The following is a 16,748-nucleotide window of genomic DNA, read 5'->3' as shown; positions in this document are numbered from 1 at the left end:
TCAGGTCAGCGCTTGGGTGCGAAACGGGCGGCGATCAGTCGCGCTCCGCCGTAGAAGACCAGGACGACGAGAATGAGCACCAAAGCGCCGCCCCAGGCCCGTGCCACAGCTTGGTCGGTGCCGCGGGAGATCTGGTCCCAGATGAAGGTGGGCAAGGAGGTCTGCGGGTTGTTGAAGGCATTCCAGTTGGTGGATTGCGCCAGGAACGTCACCAGCAGCAGGGGCGCGGTCTCGCCGGTCACCCGGGCCACGGCGAGCATGACGCCGGTGATGATGCCGGACAACGCCGTCGGGATGACGATCTTCAGGATGGTCTTCCACTTCGGGATGCCCAGGGCGTATGCGGCCTCGCGAAGGTCGTTCGGCACGATCTTGAGCATCTCCTCGGTCGACCGGATGATGACCGGGATCATGAGGATGGTCAGCGCGAGGGCCGCGGCGAAGCCGGACTGGGGTAGACCGACGGCCAGGATGAGCGCGGTGTAGATGAACAGGCCCGTGACGATCGAGGGCACCCCGGTCATCACGTCGACGAAGAAACTGATCCAGTAGGCGAGGCGCTTGCCGGCGCCGTACTCGACCAGATAGATCGCTGCGAGTACCCCGATCGGCACCGACATGAGCGTCGCCAGGCCGACCTGTTGCAGCGTCCCGATAAGGGCATGCATGACGCCGCCGCCCTCCTCGGAGGCGCTGATGCTGCGCATGTTGCCGGTCAGAAATGCCCAGTTGAGGACACCGATTCCCTTCGCCACCACCGACAGCAGGATCCAGGCCAGCGGGACGAAGGCGGCGACGAAGGTCGCGTATACGACGGTGGTCGCCAGCCGGTCGATGGCATGCCGTCGGCCTTCGACGGCGAAACTCCAGCCGGTCAGCCCGACAAGGAAGAGCAGGACGGCGACGACCGTGGTGCCGGCGACGCCGTCGACCGAGGTGGTCAGGTTCAGGACGACGGCCAACAGGACGGCCGCCGCTGCGACCCCGTACCCGGCCCAGGTCGGCAACCGCCGGCCACGCAACTGGCTCGCCGCGGTCGGCGCCGTCGGCACGGGGGTGGTGAGCGTCATCAGTTCGCTCCAGAGAATTCCTTGCGGCGGGCGATGATCGCCCGTGCCGCCATATTGACCAGCAGCGTGATGAGGAACAGCACCAAGCCTGAGGCGATCAGGGCGGACCGGCCGTTCTCCTGAGCCTCGCCCCACTTCAACGCGATGTTGGCCGCGAAGGAGTTGCCCCCAGGTTCAGTGATGTGCCAGTTGATGTCGAAGACGGCCGACAGGATGAGGGCGACGGCGATGGTCTCACCGAGTGCGCGTCCCAGGCCGAGCATCGCGGCGGAGATCATGCCCGGCTTGCTGAAGGGCACCACCGCCATCCGGACCATTTCCCAGCGGGTTGCACCGAGCGCGAGCGACGCTTCGACATGCGTCCGGGGGACCTGGACGAACACCTCCCGCGACAACGCCGACACGGTCGGCAGGATCATGATCGCGAGCACGACGCCGGCGATCATGATGCTCTTGGTGTACAGCTGCTGGTCGTTGGCGAACAACGGGATCCATCCGAAGTACGTCGCCAGCCATGCCATCAGGCCTTCCATGTTCGGCATGAGGAACTGCAGACCCCAGAGGCCGAAGATGATGGACGGCACGGCGGCAAGCAGATCGACCACGAACGCCAGGACCGCGGCCACCCGGCGGTGGGCGTAGTAGGCGATGAACAGGGCGATGCCGTAGCCGACCGGGACGGCCAGCACCATCGCGATGACCGCGGTCACCAGCGTGCCGAAGGCCAGTACGGCGATGCCGAAGACCGGGGGAGTCTGGTCCGGCAGCCACTGTTGCTCGGTGAAGAAGTTCGCCGAGTTGGTCGTGAGGGACGGGATCGCCTTCCAGATAAGGAAGGCGCCGATAAGCGCCATGAGCAGCAGAACGAAGATGCCGGCGCCGCGCGAGACGCCACGAAACACCTTGTCGCCCCGGCGAACCGATGCCCCGCTGATCGACGAACCGGGCGGCCCTTCCCCGCCGCCGATTGCCAGGGCGCTCGAGAGGGGCATCCCGAGGGCCGTCTCCGCGCTATCGCGCGCACCCGGCGGCACGGGCTCGCCGGTGTCCAACGGAGTGCTCACCACATCACCAGCCGCGGTTGTCGGGGGCGGTAGGCCGACAGTAGACGGCCCCGCACGAGGATGTCGCCTGAACCGTGCGGGGCCGTCATGCCGGCGTTCGGGATGGTCGAGCCGTCTGGCGGCTAGGAGATCGCCGCGACGGCGGTCCGGACCTTCGTGAGCAGGTCACCGGTGATCGGGACGTACTTGGCCGGGCCGAGCAGGGCCTGGCCGGCGTCTGACGCGGTGTAGGTCAGGAAGCTCTTCGTTACCGCGAGGTCGGTGCCCGACAGCCCCTTCTGGCAGGTGATTTCGTACGTCACCAGGACGATCGGGTAGGCGCCGGCGGCCTTGGTCGCGTAGTCGATGGACAGCGGCAGGTTATTGCCCGAGCCCTTGACCGTCGCGCCGGCAATGGTCTTCGCCGCGTTATCGCTGGTCGCCTCGACCGCTCCGGAACCGTTGTCGATCCAGGCCGCCTTCACTGGATCGGTCACGAAGGACAATTCGGCGTACCCGATCGAGTTCGGGGTGCTCTTGACCGACGCCGTCACCTGGTCCGAACCCTTGGAACCCTGTCCACCAGGTGCCACCCAGTCGTTGCTCGGTGGCGTGGTCCAGACGGTGGGCGCGGTGGCAGCGAGGTACTTGGTGAGGTTGCCTGTGGTGCCGGACGAGTCGCTGCGGTGGAACTGGGCGATGGTCGCGTCGGGCAGGGTGACTCCCGCGTTCAGCGCAGCGATCTTCGGGTCGTTCCACTTCGTGATCGTGTTGTTGAAGATCCCGGCGACGACGGCCGGGTTCAGCACCAGCTTGTTGACCCCGCTGACGTTGTACATGATCGCGATCGCGCCGCCGACCATCGGGATGTTGAGCGCCGGCCCAGTCGCGCAACGAGCGTCAGCTTGGGTCTGCTGATCGGGCGTCAGGGCAGAGTCCGAACCCGCGAAGGCCGTCTGCTTGCCGGTGAACTGGGTGACCCCGGCGCCGGAGCCGACGCCCTGGTACTCGATCGTGGCATCGGCGCAGTTGTCCTGGTAGGCGTCCTTCCACTTGTCCATCGCGTTGGCCTGCGCGGTGGAGCCCGAGGCCTTGATGGTGCCTGAGGCGCAGTTGCCTGAGCTCGTCGACGCTGAACCACCGCCGGTGCTCGACCCGCAGCCGGCGAGGGTCAGCGCGCCGACGGCGGCAGCGGCGGCGAGCGTGAGCGTGCGGGTGTGCTTCACCCTGGTCCTCCATGGTTTCTGCCAGTGGGTACGGCACGGGACGCTAGGCATGACGGGTGACCTGCCGGCCCGGCCAGGGTGAACCGAGGATGAACGAACGGTGTCCGACAGGCGGCTTCGGCCGTGACCTCGGTCACCACACGCCCGAACGACACGATCGGCGGCTCGCTACAGCTCGTGCCGCTCCACCGCAATCACCCGTGGTGCGGCCACCTCGGCCCCGTTGTCGGCGCCGTTGACGGAGTCGTCGGTGGCATCGTCGAAGGAGCGGTGGACCACCAGGCAGCCGCCGGGAGGCAGCCGCGGATCGAACGAGTCCGCATGCTTGTCGCCGCCGGGCAGCGTCGCGAGCGCCTGCACGATCGTCGGCAGGACTGGTCGGTGGGTGCACACGACCACGGGTACCCGCATCGCGGCGAGTTCGAGGATCCGTGTCCGCGAGTCCCGCCGGGCCCGCTCGTGGCCCTCTTCCGAGAGGCTGGGTTCGTTCTCCACGGTCGCGCCGACGGACTCGGCGAAGTAGCGCACCGTCTCCCGGCACCGGACCGCGTCGGAGGAATGCACGGCGGTGATGCCGTACGCCGCCAGCAGCGGGACCACCGCCTTGGCCTGGCTGCGACCACGGCCGGACAGCGGTCGATCGGCATCGTGCTGGCCGTTGAAGGCGGTGCGCCGCAGCGCCTGGGTGTGCCGCAGCACGATCAGTGGCGTCGTATCCGGCATGGCCAGCGCGGCGTCGACCAGGTCGGCGTCCCGCGGATAGGTCAGCTGCGCGTGGGCCTGGCGCGCAGTCATCCACCGGATCTCGTCGACCTCGTCGTCCGGGGCGAAGCCCTGGTCACTGCCGATCCGGGCCACCCAGTAGTCGACGATCTTGGGCTCGCCGAGTGCGACGTAGGTCTGGGTCGCCAAGCGGGCACCCAGGATCGGCACGACGCCGGTCTCCTCGTCGCACTCCCGGACTGCCGTCGTCAGCACGTGCTCGCCGGGCTCGACCTTGCCCTTGGGCAGCGACCAGTCAGCTCGGTGCGCCCGATGGATGACCAGCGTCTCGCGGCCGTGGCTGCCGCCGCGGACCAGCACGACGCCGGCAGCGCGCACGGGGCCGCCGGCCGAGGGTGAACTCACCGCGACAGGTGCGTCCGGCGGTGGACGCGCCGGACGTCGGGCCAGATCTTCAGGAACCGCATGCGCGCGAGCAGTTCGCGCTGTTCCTGTTCGGCGTGCAGCAGCCCGAGTGCGAATCCGGCACGGCCGTCGACGTCGGGTGACTGCGCGATGTCGCGCAGGACCTCCGCAGCGACGGCGGCGTCCTGGTGCTCGCCGAGTTCTTCGGTGACCTGTTCGACGGCGGCGGCGAACCGCTTCGCGGGCTTGCCGAACACCGGCACGAGGGCCTCGGCGGTGTAGCGCGCGCCCTTGGCAGCGATTCGGGCCTGATGCCACGGCGCGCTCGGGCCGTCCAGATCGACGTCGTGGACCTGCTTGCGCAGTCGCCGCCATGCCTTGTCCAGCAGCGGTGGCAGCGCCTCGGTACACGGCTGCGTCGCCTCGCCCGACATCGGCGGGGTGTTCGCGGCGGCGACGAGCCGATCCAGCAGCGCGACGTGCCGGGGGGAGCGCAGGGCGCCCAGGGCATGGGCGCGCGCCACTCGGGCGCGCTCGCGCAGCGCCGGGTCGATGGCGCTGCGGGCCGCGTCGGCGTCGACCCGGTCGAGTTCCGCGGCGTGCTCGTCGAGGCGAGCCAGCAGCACCTCGAGATCCCGAACCGCGCCGAGCTCGCCGGCCAGCCAGCCGAGTTCGTCGCGCAGCGCCCGCGCCCACTCCTCGTCCAGCAACGGCCGGAACGCCTTGAGCCCGCTGCGAATCCGCCGAGCTGCCACCCGCATCTGGTGCACCGCGTCGGGCAGGTCACGGCGGACCCGAACGTCCTGCAGCAGCAGCTGCCGGACGTGGGTCTGCAGATGTGCGCGGACCGCGTCGCCGGCCGGGTCCTCCGGTGTGACTGCAGCGGGCTCGGTGACGTCAGGGGCGGCGTTGGCTCGCGGCCCCACCGCAAAGGCTGCCTTCGACGACGACCCGGGTACGGCGCCGTGCTCCACCAGCGCACTGACCATGTCGTCGAGCACCTCGTGGTCGCCTGCCACGAGGGACTCGACTTCGATCTCCCGGAACCGGGCTGCGACGCGGTCGCCGTCCAGGACGGAGACGACGTCGTCGACGAGTTCGGCCACCGCCGTACCGTCGTGGTCGACCAGGACGTACGGCGTGCGCTCCGTCCGCAGCGTCGCCACCGGAACCAGCGGCGAACGGCGGACGAAGGCGGTGACCAGTTCGGCGATAGCGGCGGGGACGTTCCCTACCTCCGCCTCGGCCAGCGGGACCCGGATCTCGTCGCGAACTCCGGGCGACGAGCCGTCGACGGGGAGTTTCAGGTGCCATCCCTCGTCGTCGCCGCCTTCCCGGCGACGCAGCGTGACACCCCACCGGAACAGCCGCAGATCCTCGGTGTCGTGGTACACCGCGGTCAGCGCGCGGGTGGGCTGTTCGTCGACCTCGGCCACCGCCGGTGACAGCGCGCTGAGGTCGGGCAGTCGGAACAGCGCGTGCACGCGCAGTTTGCGCTCGACCTCGCGGAAGGTGCTGGGCGACGCGGCGTCGGTCACGCGCCCCGCCGGTGCTTGCGCCGGATCAGCGACTCCTGCAACTGACGCAGCGGCGTCCCGCCGGCGCCGCGGGTCCGTCGCTCCCAGGTGCCGTCGGACCCCAGATGCCAAGCCGAGGTGTTCTCGTCGAAGGCGAGGTCGAACAACCCGTCGATCTCGGCGACGTGGTCGGCTGCGCCGAGCCGCACCAGCACCTCGACCCGGCGATCCAGGTTGCGGTGCATGAGATCGGCCGACCCGATCCAGACCTGCGGCTGGCCGCCGTTGGCGAAGACGTACGCACGAGAGTGTTCCAGGAAGCGCCCGAGGATCGAGATGACGCGGACGTTGTCCGAGAGCCCGGGCACTCCGGGCCGCAGCGCACAGATACCCCGGACCCACACATCCACCCGGACGCCGGCAGCCGACGCGCGGTACAGCGCGTCGATCATCTCCTCGTCGACCAGCGAATTGCACTTGAAACGGATGTATGCCGGCCGCCCGGCGCGCCGGTGTTCGATCTCGGCGTCGATCCGCTCGATGAGTCCGGTGCGCACCGAGTGGGGTGCGACCAGGATGCGGTCGTACTCGGTGTTCATCGAGTAGCCCGACAGCACGTTGAACAGCCGGGCGACGTCCTCGCCGACGACCGGATCGGTGGTCAGCAGGCCGAAATCCTCGTACAGCCGAGCCGTTTTCGGGTGGTAGTTGCCGGTGCCGATATGGAGGTAGCGCCGCAGCCGGTCACCGTCGTCGCGGACGACCATCGACAGCTTGCAGTGCGTCTTCAGGCCGACCAGGCCGTACACGACGTGGACGCCGGCCTCCTCCAGCTTGCGGCCCCAGGTGATGTTCGCCTGCTCGTCGAAACGGGCCTTGATCTCGACCAGGGCCAGCACCTGCTTGCCGGCTTCGGCGGCGTCGATCAGCGCGTCGACGATCGGCGAGTCCCCTGAGGTCCGGTACAGCGTCTGCTTGATGGCCAGGACCTGCGGGTCGGCGGCGGCCTGTTCCAGGAACCGCTGGACGCTGGTGGAGAACGAGTCGTACGGGTGGTGGACCAGGATGTCGCGCTGCCGCATGGCGTCCAGGACGTCGGGAGCCGACGCGGTCTCGACCTCGGTCAGGGCGCGGCTGGTCTTCGGGACGAACGCCTCGGACTTGAGGTCGTCGCGTTCCAGGCCGACGACGGTCCACAGGGCTGTGAGGTCGAGCGGCCCGGGCAACCGGAACACCTCGTGTTCGTTGACGCCCAGTTCACTGACGAGCAGGTCCAGCACGTACGGGTCGATGGACTGTTCGACCTCGAGTCGGACCGGCGGCCCGAACCGGCGGCGCATGAGTTCCCGCTCCAGCGCCTGCAGCAGGTTCTCCGCGTCGTCCTCCTCGACTTCCAGGTCCTCGTTGCGGGTGACCCGGAAAGCGTGGTGCTGCAGGACTTCCATCCCCGGGAAGAGCTCGTGCAGGTGGGCGGCGATGAGCTCCTCGAGCGGCAGGAAACGCTGCGCAGACACCGCGACCAGGCGCGGCAGCAGCGGCGGCACCTTCACCCGGGCGAACAGTTCCGTGCCGGTCCCCGGGTTTCGGACCACGACGGCGAGGTTGAGCGACAGTCCGGAGATATAGGGGAACGGGTGGGACGGATCGACGGCCAACGGGGTGAGGACCGGGAACACCTTGGCGTCGAAGAGCTCCGTCATCTGGTCGCGCTCGGGCGCGGTCAGGTCGTCCCAATGCAGCAACTCGATCTGCTCGTCGGCCAGCGCCGGCAGCAGGTCGTCGTGCAGGCACCGCGACTGCCGTTGCATCAGTTCTGCGCCGCGGGCCCAGATGCCTTCGAGTACCTCGCGAGGCATGAGCCCGCTGGCGGCTCGTACGGCGATACCGGTCGCAATCCGCCGCTTGAGCCCGGCGACGCGCACCATGAAGAACTCGTCGAGGTTGCTGGCGAAGATGGCGAGGAACTTCACGCGTTCCAGCAAGGGCTGGTCGCGGTCCTCGGCGAGCTCCAGCACGCGCTGGTTGAACGCCAGCCACGACATCTCCCGGTCCAGGAAGCGGTCGTCCGGTAGCTCGGCGAGCAACGGTCCCGCCAGCGCCTCGGCGAGGCCCGCAGGACCGGTGACGGAGTCCACCGCCACGGATGTGTCGAACGGTTCGGCGACCATGTTCGGATGGTGCCACAGCAAGATGGACGACAGGCGGCGCGCCGACGTCGCAGCGGCCTCAGTCGGCCGAATCCGGTGCCGCGACGTACTGCACGTCGGTGCCCAGCAGGCTGAACCCGAGCCCCCGGTACAGCGCCAGCGCGCCGGTATTGCCGGCGTCGACGTACAGCGTCACCACCGCAAGCCCCCGGTCGCGCAGGTACGCCAGCCCCGCCAGCGTCAGCGCTCGGCCGAGGCCCAGGCCGCCGTAGTCGGGGTCCACGCCGATGACGTACACCTCGCCGAACCCGGCCTCGCCGGCGTCGGCCGGGTGGATCTTCGTCCAGTGGAATCCGGCGAGGCGGCCGGCATCGTCGTAGGCCAGGAAGAACCCGCTCGGGTCGAACCACGGCTCCCTCAGCCGGGCGTCGAGCTCGTCGCGGCCCCAGCCGCCCTGGTCGGGCAGGGCGGTGAAGGCGCGCCGGTTGACCTCGAGCCAGGCAGGTTCGTCCTGCCCCAGGCGGAAGGTCCGGACCGTGATGCCCGCCGGCCAGCGCGGCGCGGGAAGCGGCGACGGCAGGGACCGGCGAAGCCGCAGCAGCGTGCGCGCCGGGACACAGCCCAGCCGCTGTGCCAGCTGGGCGGCGGCCGGCAGGTTGCCGTGAGCCCACACCGACAGCGGATCCGGGGCGGCTTCGGATTCCAGCAACCGCAGCAGGGCCCGGCCGAGACCTCGGCGCCGGTGCTGCGGATGGACCGCGAGTTCCGCCGCGGCGCCGGGTCCGGTGCCCACCTGGCCGTAGCCCACGAGCCGTTCCCGGTCGGCGGTGTCGTGCCAGACCAGGACATGGCGGGCGGTGGCGCCGCGGCGAAGTTGCAGCGTGGCTTCTTCGGACAGCGGGCGTTCCGCGTCGGATTCGGTGACCTGCTCGACCAGCAGGCCGACCGCGTGGACCTCGGCGTCAGCCAGCCGGCTCAGGATCTCGAAGCGCTCGGCCACCGCGACAGGATCTCGAAGCGCCCTGCAGCTCGCGACACCACCCGGCGGACGGTGCCACGCGGACCGGCGACGTTCAGTCGACCAACGCCGTCAGCGGCCGGCCGTCGGTGACGTCGAGGGTCGCTCGCGTGGCCTCGTCGGTGCGCTGGGGGACGAAGCGGTAACCGACGTTGCGGACCGTACCGATGAGCGACTCGTGCTCGACGCTGAGTTTGGCGCGCAGCCGGCGGACGTGAACGTCGACGGTGCGGGTACCGCCGAAGTAGTCGTAGCCCCACACTTCCTGCAGCAGTTGGGCTCTGGTGAATACCCGGCCGGGATGCTGGGCCAGGAACTTCAGCAGCTCGAACTCCTTGAACGTCAGGTCGAGCGTGCGGCCCTTGATCCGGGCGGTGTACGTCGATTCGTCGATCGACAACTCGCCGCTGCGGATCTCGTCGGGGGTGCCGTCGTCGCGGGCGGCCGCGGTGGCAGCGATCCGGCCCACCGCCAGCCGGAGCCGGGCTTCCACCTCGGCGGGCCCCGCCGATTCCAGCAGCACCTCGTCGGTGCCCCAGTCGGTGTGGACCGCGGCCAGCCCGCCCTCGGTGAGGACGACGACGAGCGGCACGTCCACTCCGGTCTGCCGGATGAGCCGGGTCAGGCTGCGGACGTGCGGCAGGTCGCGTCGGCCGTCCACCAGGATCGCGTCGCAGGGCGGCGCGTCCAGCAAGGTGCTTCCCTCGGCAGGCAGGATCCGCACGTGGTGGGTGAGCAGGCCGAGTGCCGGTAGGACCTCGGTGGACGACTGCACCGAGTTGGTCAGAAGTAGGAGGCGGCTCACGAGGCACTCCTTCGCTTGCGTCGGCCGGGCAGTCCGGGCCCGCGATGGCGAAGGACCCGGGAGCGTCCACCTGTGCGGTGGACCGCGCCCGCCGGCCGGCATGAACCGCGGATCGCGCGGTCACGGCGGCCATCGGGCGGCGTTGCCCGGGTCCTGCGCGGGAGGATACAAGACGATGGTCACCCCACCGAGAGCCCCTCGAGTCGACCCGCCCCGCGCGTGGCGCGGCGGGGGCGACTCCGCCGTGGCGCCCCTCACCGGGACTGCCCTGACCGTCGACGGTGTGCCGGTCGCCGTCGTCCACTACCGGCCTGCCCGCGCCGCGGAGCTACCCGCGCCCGACGGCGGGCTCGCTTTCGTGGTGGTGCACGGCTTCGCCGGGTCGTGGCGGCGCCGGGCGGTGCGCCGCGTGCTGCGCCGGTTCGCGGCGTACGGCGGCGTCGTCGGCGTCGACCTGCGAGGCCACGGCGGTTCGGCGGGGTTGTCCACGCTCGGCCGGCTCGAGCAGCACGATGTCGACGCGGCCGTGCGGTGGGCCCGCGGCCTCGGATATGACCGGGTCGTCACGGTGGGCTTCTCGCTGGGCTCGGCCGTGGTGGTCCGGCACGCGGCGCTGTACGGCGGCGTCGCCGCGACCGTCCTGGTGAGCGGGCCGGCCTTCTGGTACTACCGCGGTACGCCGGTGATGCGACGGCTCCACCGTGCCGTGGACAGCGCCGCCGCCCGGGTGGTGATGCGCGCCTGGCTCGGTGCCCGGCTGGACCGGCCGCCGTGGCCGCAGCCGGCACCCATGGCACCGGTGGAGGCCGCGGGGCGGCTGGCGCCGCTGCCGGTGCTCGTCGTGGGCGGGGACGCCGACCCGTTCTTCCCCGTCGAGCATCCGCTGGCGCTGGCTGAAGCGGCGTACGACGGTGCCGCGGCGTACGGCGACGGTGCCGGCGACGTGCAGCTGTGGATCGAGCCCGGCCTGGGGCATGCCGAGGCGGCCATGTCCGGACGGCTGCTGGACCGGATCGGAGCGTGGAGCGTGACCGCAGCCGCGGCAGGGCCCTCAGCCACGGCAACGCCCTCAGCCACGGCAACGCCGCCAGCGACAGCAACGCCGTCGGTGACGACAGCTCCGATCGGCGACCGTTCGTGACCGGATCGGCCGCCGCTGGCGCCGTCGAGGTGACCGTCCGGTACTGGGCCGCGGCCCGCGACGCCGCGGGTGTGGCCAGCGAGCAGATCGTGGTCGAGGGCGCCACCGGTCCGCCGGCACAGCCCGCCACCGGCTCGGCCGGTCTCGCCGCCGGCTCGACCGGTCCGAGGTCGACCGACCTGGGAACGGTGCTGGCTGTAGTCCGGGCTCGACATCCCGGCGGCGCCCTCGACCCGGTGCTGCGCGCCGCCTCCTTCCTGGTGGACGAGTTGCCGGTCGGAACCGCCTCCCGTGATCTCGCAGCGGTCCGCGTACCGGCAGGCGCCTGCGTCGAGGTGCTGCCACCGTTCGCCGGCGGTTGATCGGCAGCAGACCGGCGGCGACCCCTGTGGCGCGGCCTTGCCGACGAGCGCGGGCGCCAGTGGCGGCATAGGTGGGCAGGGAACACCGGCTCGCGACCTCGCGTTGGCGCAGCGTGATCGGTGTGCTGGCGCTCGTCGCTGTACTGGTGATCGCGACCGCTGTCGGCATCTGGCATCGGCTCAACGACGGCCGGATCCGCGGCGTCGCGGCCGGGGCCCCCGGCTCCGGTCCCGCCGAGTCGGCCGCATCGCCGGTCGCCGCAACGCCGGACGTCCTCACCGAACGTGACCTCGGCGCCGGCCTGGGCAGCCGCGCGACCCTGGTGCAGTTCTCGACGGCGTTCTGCGCGCCGTGCCGCGCCGCGCGCCGTGTCCTCAGCGAGGTCTCGGGCATGGTCGACGGCGTCGTGCACGTCGAGGTGGACGCGGAGTCCCATCTGGACCTCGTCCGCCGACTCGGCGTCCTGCGGACCCCTACGGTGCTGGTGCTCGGGCCGGGCGGCCGGATCGCCCGCCGAGCGGTGGGCGCGCCGCGCAAGGCGGACGTCCTCGCCGCGCTCGGCGAGGTCGTCCCGTAGACACAGCTCCGTAGCCACAGCTCCGTAGCCACTGCTCCGTGGCCCCGGGTCCTCAGCCCTCCCCGGGGGCTCACCCGCCCCGATGTCCACGATGCGGACACGGGGGCGGGTGAGCGGCGTCGGTCTCGTACAGTGAGCGACGTGCGTGCCCAGCTGAGCCTGACGAAGCGGCGAGCGGTCGACTACGGCCTGCTTGCCAGTTGCGCCTGTCTGTCCTGACCGGACGGCTCTCGCCGTCCTGACGCGGCCTGTTCGTCCGTCCCTGTCAGGAGCACGTCCCATGAAGGTCGATCCTCGCGGCCAGCGCTTCGTCGCGGCCGTCACCGCGGTGGTGCTCGCCGCCGTGCTGCTCACCTTGACGACCCCGGTCGGGGTCGTGCTGCTCGCCGTCCAGACGGTGGCGTTCGCGATCGCCGTCGCCGGCGGCGTACGGCGGCATCCGTACGCCGTGCTCTACGCCCGCCTGGTCCGCCCTCGGCTCGGCCCGCCAGCCGAACTCGAGGACGCTCGGCCTCCCCGGTTCGCCCAGGGACTGGGACTGGTGTTCGTCGCCGCCGGCCTCGTCGGCCTGCTGGCCGGTGCCACCGTTGTGGCGGCCGTCGCCGTGGCGGCGGCCCTGGCCGCCGCGCTGCTCAACGCCGTGTTCGGGCTCTGCCTCGGCTGCGAGCTGTACCTGATCGGTCTACGCGTGCGGCATCCCGCCGTTCGCTGAACCACCCCTGCGGGGTCTGTCGCCAGGCCCCGCGGTCCATGAACGCGCCGCCTGGCGCACCGCCCCGCGCCGCCCGGCGCATGAACAAGGAGACGAAACGGCATGAGCCGCAACGACGTGCTCGTGGACGCCGATTGGGTCGAGGCCCATCTCGACGACCCCAAGGTCGTCCTGGTCGAGGTCGACGAGGACACCGCCGCCTACGAGAAGAACCACATTCGCGGTGCCGTCCGCATCGACTGGCGGCAGGACCTGCAGGACCCGGTCCGTCGCGATTTCGTGAGCAAGGAGCAGTTCGAGGCGCTGCTGTCCACCAAGGGCATCGCCAACGACGACCTCGTGGTGCTGTACGGCGGCAACAACAACTGGTTCGCCTCGTACGCGTACTGGTACTTCAAGCTGTACGGCCATGACGCGGTCAAGCTGCTCGACGGCGGCCGCAAGAAGTGGGAGCTGGAGTCCCGTGAACTGGTCGACGCGGTTCCCGCGCGACCGGCGACCACCTACACCGCCAAGGCACAGGACACGTCCATTCGGGCGTTCCGTGACGACGTGGTCAGCGCGATCGGCGGCGGGAACCTGGTCGACGTGCGTTCTCCTGACGAGTACGCCGGACGGCTGCTCGCCCCGGCTCACCTGCCGCAGGAGCAGTCGCAGAAGGCCGGTCACGTCCCCACGGCCGTCAACGTGCCGTGGAGCAAGGCGGCCAACGACGACGGCACGTTCAGGTCGAACGAGGAACTGACTGCCCTGTACCAGGAGGCCGGTGTCGACCTGTCCAAGGACACCATCGCCTACTGCCGGATCGGGGAGCGCAGCGCGCACACCTGGTTCGTGCTGCACGAGCTGCTCGACCAGCCCAACGTCCGCAACTACGACGGCTCCTGGACCGAGTACGGCGCGCTCGTCGGCGTCCCGGTTCAGCTCGGCGACAACCCGGGTCAGCCGCAGGGCGGGGCTGCCTGATGTGCGGTGCCAAGACCGGGGGATTCTCAACCGAAGGGATTGACGTGGCGAAAGAGACGGTCATCCAGGGGACGGTGTCCCGTGGCGGCCAGCCGGTGCCGAACGCCTACGTGCGGCTGCTGGACAACGGTGGCGAGTTCACCGCCGAGGTGCCGACGAACGACACCGGAGCCTTCCGGTTCTTCGCCGCGCCCGGCACGTGGACGCTGCGCACCCTGGCGCCTGGAGCGACGCTGGACCGCACGGTGGTGGCTGCCCAGGGTGAGGTCGCCGAGGTGGCCGTCGACCTGCCGGCCTGAGCCGACCGCGAGAACTGAGGCCCGCCGCGCTCGTCGCGGCGGGCCTCAGTTCGTCCTGTGGGCCTCGGTTCGTGTTGCGGCCCAGTGAGTTCGGGCACCCCCGGCGTACGTCAGTAGACCAGGGCCTGTACGTCGTCGGCCAGGACCTCGCCGACGAACGTCGCGGCTCCGGCCAGCCGGACGCCGGGCAGCAGCTGCGGCTCGGTGATCCCGCGCCGCGCGGCGCACTGGGTGCAGATCGTGACCGTCCCGCCCGCCAGGATCGCCGTCAGCAGCTCCGTGGCCGGGGCGGCGTGCGGCAGGCTCAGCGCGGCTGCGCCGCCCGGGGTGGCGAACCAGGCCGCCTCCCCGGTCAGCCACAGCGACACCGGTACGCCGCTGGCCACCGCGGTCGCGGCGACCGTGAGTCCCTGGCTGCTGCGTTCCGGCGCGTCGGTTCCGGCGGTCAGCTTCACGACCAGCGACCTGGGCATCCCGGCAGCCTAGGGCTGCCCGCTACAGTTGCCGCGTGGTCGAAGCCTTCTACACCAGCCTGCTCGTCGTGATGAGTGTCGTCATCGCCTGGTTCGCCGGCTACGTGGTCTACAAGCTGTACAAGGGACAGGGCTAGGGCGAAGTGACGGCCGGGCCGGTCACCGCGCTGCCCGCCGAACTGCTGCCGTTGTCGTGGCTGGTCGGGCACTGGGCCGGCGTAGGCCTGGGGCAGTACCCGGGGATCGACGATTTCCGCTTCGGCCAGGAACTGACGATCAGCTGGGACGGGCAGCCATTCCTCTGGCACTCGTCCCGCAGCTGGCTGCTCGACGACGCCGGTGACCGCGTCCGCCCGCTGGCGGCCGAGACCGGCTTCTGGCGGCCGCGCCCGGACAACGGGGCTGAGCTGCTGCTGGCCCATCCGACCGGGTACGCCGAGGTCTGGTACGGCCAGGTCACGGTGACCGCGATGGAGACCGCCCGGATCAGCGGCGCGAGGATCCACCTGCAGTCCGACGTGGTCGCCCGGACTGCCTCCGCCAAGCCGTACGGCGGTGGCGAACGGCTCTACGGCCTCGTCGGCGACGAACTGCTGTGGACGTTCGACATGGCCGCCGGCGATCGGCCGCTGGGCAACCACCTGGCGGCGCGACTGCGGTCGGTGGTCGCGTGACCGAACCGCGCACCGTGGCCCCCGCAGCGCCGGCGGATTGGGAGCGGCGCTTGCGCGACAGCGGGTTTCGTATCACCCCGGCGCGCCAGCTCGTGCTGGAGGCGGTCGACCGGCTCAGCCACGCGACCCCCGACGAGCTGCTCGCGGAGGTTCAGCGGACCGCGACCGGGGTCAACCTGTCGACGATCTATCGCACGCTGGACGTGCTCGAAGCCGTCGGCCTGGTCACCCACGCGCACATCGGCCACGGCGCGCCGACGTACCACACCGTGCGGGAGGCGGCCCACATCCACCTGGTGTGCGACCGATGCGGCCGGGTGGACAGCGTCGACGCCCGGGTCGCGGTCGGCTTCGTGGCCGCCCTGGACGCCGAGCGCGGCTTCCAGGCCGACGTCAGTCATGTGTCCGTGCAGGGTCGCTGTGCCGACTGCGCCGGCAAGGCGCTCCTCCCGGAAGATCGGGCAGCGCCGCTGCGTTCGGCAGAACTATGAGCACTCCTGCGGCGTCAGCGCCGGCGGTACCGGTTCCCGGGTCCTCGCTGGAGCTGCCAGGTGCCTGCGATGCCCCGGCCGGATCGGCCGACGCGGGGGTGCCGTGGCATTTCGGCGACCCGCACGCCGAGCAGCGCCGGCTGCGGTCCGGGCAGGGCGCGGTCGACCTGTCTCATCGTGGCGTGGTGCGGATCGGTGGGCCGGACCGGCTCGGCTGGCTGCACAGCCTGACCACCGCCCAGCTCGAGCGCCTCGAACCGGGTAGCAGCGCGCTCGCCCTGGTGCTGGATCCTCACGGCCACGTCGAGCACGAGTTCCACCTGGTCGACGACGGGACGGCGAGCTGGATCAGCGTGGAACCGGGGACGGTCGACGCTGTCGTGGCCTACCTGACCGGCATGCAGTTCCTGTTGCGGGTCGAGGTCGCCGACGTCACCGCCGACTGGGCGGTCGTGTGGGAGCCGGTCCGGGCGGTCGACCCGCAGTGGCCGACCTGGCTGGTGCCCGCCGAGTACGCCGGTACCGGTGTCACTCCAGCCGGCCAGGATCGCGGCGGTACCGCCGATCGCTACGTCCCGGTCCGCCCGGACGTCCTGGTCGGGCGGGAGGTCCTGGTCCCGCGCCCGCAGCTACTCGGCCGGCTGACGGCCGGCGGCGAGCCGGCCGGGACCTGGGCCCTGGAGGCGTTGCGGGTGGCCGCCGCCGTTCCGCGGTTGCAGCACGACACCGACCACCGCACGCTGCCGCACGAAGTCGGATGGATCGGGCCGGCCGTGCACCTGGCGAAGGGCTGCTACCGCGGCCAGGAGACGGTGGCCCGGGTTCACAATCTGGGCCGACCGCCGCGCCGGTTGGTCCTGCTGCACCTGGACGGCAGCTCCCCGTCGCTGCCCGCGCACGGCGACGAGGTGGTGTGCGACGGCCGGGTGGTCGGTCAGGTCGGGTCGGTGGCGCGTCACCACGAGCTAGGGCCGGTCGCGACGGCGCTGGTACGGCGGACGACGCCGGCCGACGCCGTGCTGTCGGTCGGCTCGACGGCGGCAGCCCAGCAGGTGGTCGTCGTTCCGTAGCCGGAGCGCTGCCGGTTTCTCGGCTGGC

The 16,748-nt window shown here is 71.0% G+C and carries 18 protein-coding genes; 9 read left to right on the top strand and 9 right to left on the bottom strand.

What is annotated here, in order from left to right; translation table 11 throughout:
* Positions 1-5: 5 nt before the first annotated feature.
* The 8 genes from pstA to EPO13_03085 form a co-directional block, all read right to left on the bottom strand.
* On the bottom strand, positions 6-1,070 hold the full coding sequence (pstA, locus tag EPO13_03120; GenBank protein TAK69989.1) for a phosphate ABC transporter permease PstA: 1,065 nt from the start codon (positions 1,068-1,070) through the stop codon (positions 6-8).
* Positions 1,070-2,062, bottom strand: coding sequence for a phosphate ABC transporter permease subunit PstC (gene pstC / locus EPO13_03115; GenBank protein TAK69988.1), 993 nt, complete (start codon positions 2,060-2,062; stop codon positions 1,070-1,072). Before pstC ends, pstA begins: the two co-directional genes overlap by 1 nt.
* Positions 2,063-2,256: 194 nt before the next feature.
* Complete coding sequence (gene pstS / locus EPO13_03110) at positions 2,257-3,390, bottom strand: phosphate ABC transporter substrate-binding protein PstS (GenBank protein TAK69987.1); 1,134 nt, start codon at positions 3,388-3,390, stop codon at positions 2,257-2,259.
* Between the two features lie 117 nt (positions 3,391-3,507).
* The gene (locus tag EPO13_03105; GenBank protein TAK69986.1) at positions 3,508-4,785 is read right to left on the bottom strand and encodes an NUDIX hydrolase; all 1,278 of its coding nucleotides are present in this window, start codon (positions 4,783-4,785) and stop codon (positions 3,508-3,510) included.
* A complete protein-coding gene (locus EPO13_03100) occupies positions 4,464-6,116 on the bottom strand; it encodes a CYTH and CHAD domain-containing protein (GenBank protein TAK69985.1) in 1,653 nt (550 codons plus the stop codon). Before EPO13_03100 ends, EPO13_03105 begins: the two co-directional genes overlap by 322 nt.
* On the bottom strand, positions 6,002-8,152 hold the full coding sequence (locus EPO13_03095; GenBank protein TAK69984.1) for an RNA degradosome polyphosphate kinase: 2,151 nt from the start codon (positions 8,150-8,152) through the stop codon (positions 6,002-6,004). Before EPO13_03095 ends, EPO13_03100 begins: the two co-directional genes overlap by 115 nt.
* 58 nt (positions 8,153-8,210) lie before the next feature.
* Positions 8,211-9,110, bottom strand: a complete 900-nt coding sequence (gene mshD, locus EPO13_03090; GenBank protein ID TAK70432.1) for a mycothiol synthase — start codon at positions 9,108-9,110, stop codon at positions 8,211-8,213.
* A gap of 94 nt (positions 9,111-9,204) precedes the next feature.
* Positions 9,205-9,954 (bottom strand): response regulator transcription factor, encoded by a 750-nt coding sequence (locus EPO13_03085; protein TAK69983.1) that lies wholly within the window; start codon positions 9,952-9,954, stop codon positions 9,205-9,207.
* Positions 9,955-10,129: 175 nt separating this feature from the next.
* Between EPO13_03085 and EPO13_03080 the strand changes: the two genes are divergently transcribed.
* From EPO13_03080 to EPO13_03055, 6 genes are all read left to right on the top strand, one after another.
* A complete protein-coding gene (locus EPO13_03080) occupies positions 10,130-11,095 on the top strand; it encodes an alpha/beta fold hydrolase (protein ID TAK69982.1) in 966 nt (321 codons plus the stop codon).
* Complete coding sequence (locus tag EPO13_03075; protein TAK69981.1) at positions 11,092-11,457, top strand: MoaD/ThiS family protein; 366 nt, start codon at positions 11,092-11,094, stop codon at positions 11,455-11,457. Before EPO13_03080 ends, EPO13_03075 begins: the two co-directional genes overlap by 4 nt.
* 113 nt (positions 11,458-11,570) lie before the next feature.
* Positions 11,571-12,035, top strand: a complete 465-nt coding sequence (locus EPO13_03070) for a thioredoxin (GenBank protein TAK69980.1) — start codon at positions 11,571-11,573, stop codon at positions 12,033-12,035.
* Positions 12,036-12,315: 280 nt separating this feature from the next.
* Positions 12,316-12,747, top strand: a complete 432-nt coding sequence (locus EPO13_03065; protein TAK69979.1) for a DUF4395 domain-containing protein — start codon at positions 12,316-12,318, stop codon at positions 12,745-12,747.
* 102 nt (positions 12,748-12,849) lie between these two features.
* A complete protein-coding gene (locus EPO13_03060; GenBank protein ID TAK69978.1) occupies positions 12,850-13,713 on the top strand; it encodes a sulfurtransferase in 864 nt (287 codons plus the stop codon).
* Complete coding sequence (locus tag EPO13_03055) at positions 13,713-14,012, top strand: DUF1416 domain-containing protein (GenBank protein ID TAK69977.1); 300 nt, start codon at positions 13,713-13,715, stop codon at positions 14,010-14,012. The genes EPO13_03060 and EPO13_03055 overlap by 1 nt, the downstream gene beginning before the upstream one ends.
* A 110-nt stretch (positions 14,013-14,122) precedes the next feature.
* Here the strand turns inward: EPO13_03055 and EPO13_03050 are convergent, their stop codons facing one another.
* Complete coding sequence (locus EPO13_03050; GenBank protein TAK69976.1) at positions 14,123-14,485, bottom strand: sulfur reduction protein DsrE; 363 nt, start codon at positions 14,483-14,485, stop codon at positions 14,123-14,125.
* A gap of 167 nt (positions 14,486-14,652) precedes the next feature.
* Between EPO13_03050 and EPO13_03045 the strand changes: the two genes are divergently transcribed.
* Genes EPO13_03045 through EPO13_03035 form a run of 3 tightly spaced genes read left to right on the top strand, consistent with a single transcriptional unit; the run spans position 14,653 to position 16,720 of the window.
* Positions 14,653-15,159, top strand: coding sequence for an FABP family protein (locus EPO13_03045; protein ID TAK70431.1), 507 nt, complete (start codon positions 14,653-14,655; stop codon positions 15,157-15,159).
* A 14-nt stretch (positions 15,160-15,173) separates the two neighbouring features.
* Complete coding sequence (locus tag EPO13_03040) at positions 15,174-15,650, top strand: transcriptional repressor (GenBank protein TAK70430.1); 477 nt, start codon at positions 15,174-15,176, stop codon at positions 15,648-15,650.
* Positions 15,647-16,720, top strand: coding sequence for a folate-binding protein (locus EPO13_03035; protein ID TAK69975.1), 1,074 nt, complete (start codon positions 15,647-15,649; stop codon positions 16,718-16,720). The genes EPO13_03040 and EPO13_03035 overlap by 4 nt, the downstream gene beginning before the upstream one ends.
* The last annotated feature ends 28 nt before the right edge of the window (positions 16,721-16,748 follow it).

The sequence above is a fragment of the Actinomycetota bacterium genome, assembly GCA_004297305.1.
Taxonomy (GTDB): domain Bacteria; phylum Actinomycetota; class Actinomycetes; order S36-B12; family FW305-bin1; genus FW305-bin1.
The sequence above is the reverse complement of the archived record's forward strand: the minus strand, read 5'-3'. Positions and strand labels throughout refer to the sequence as shown.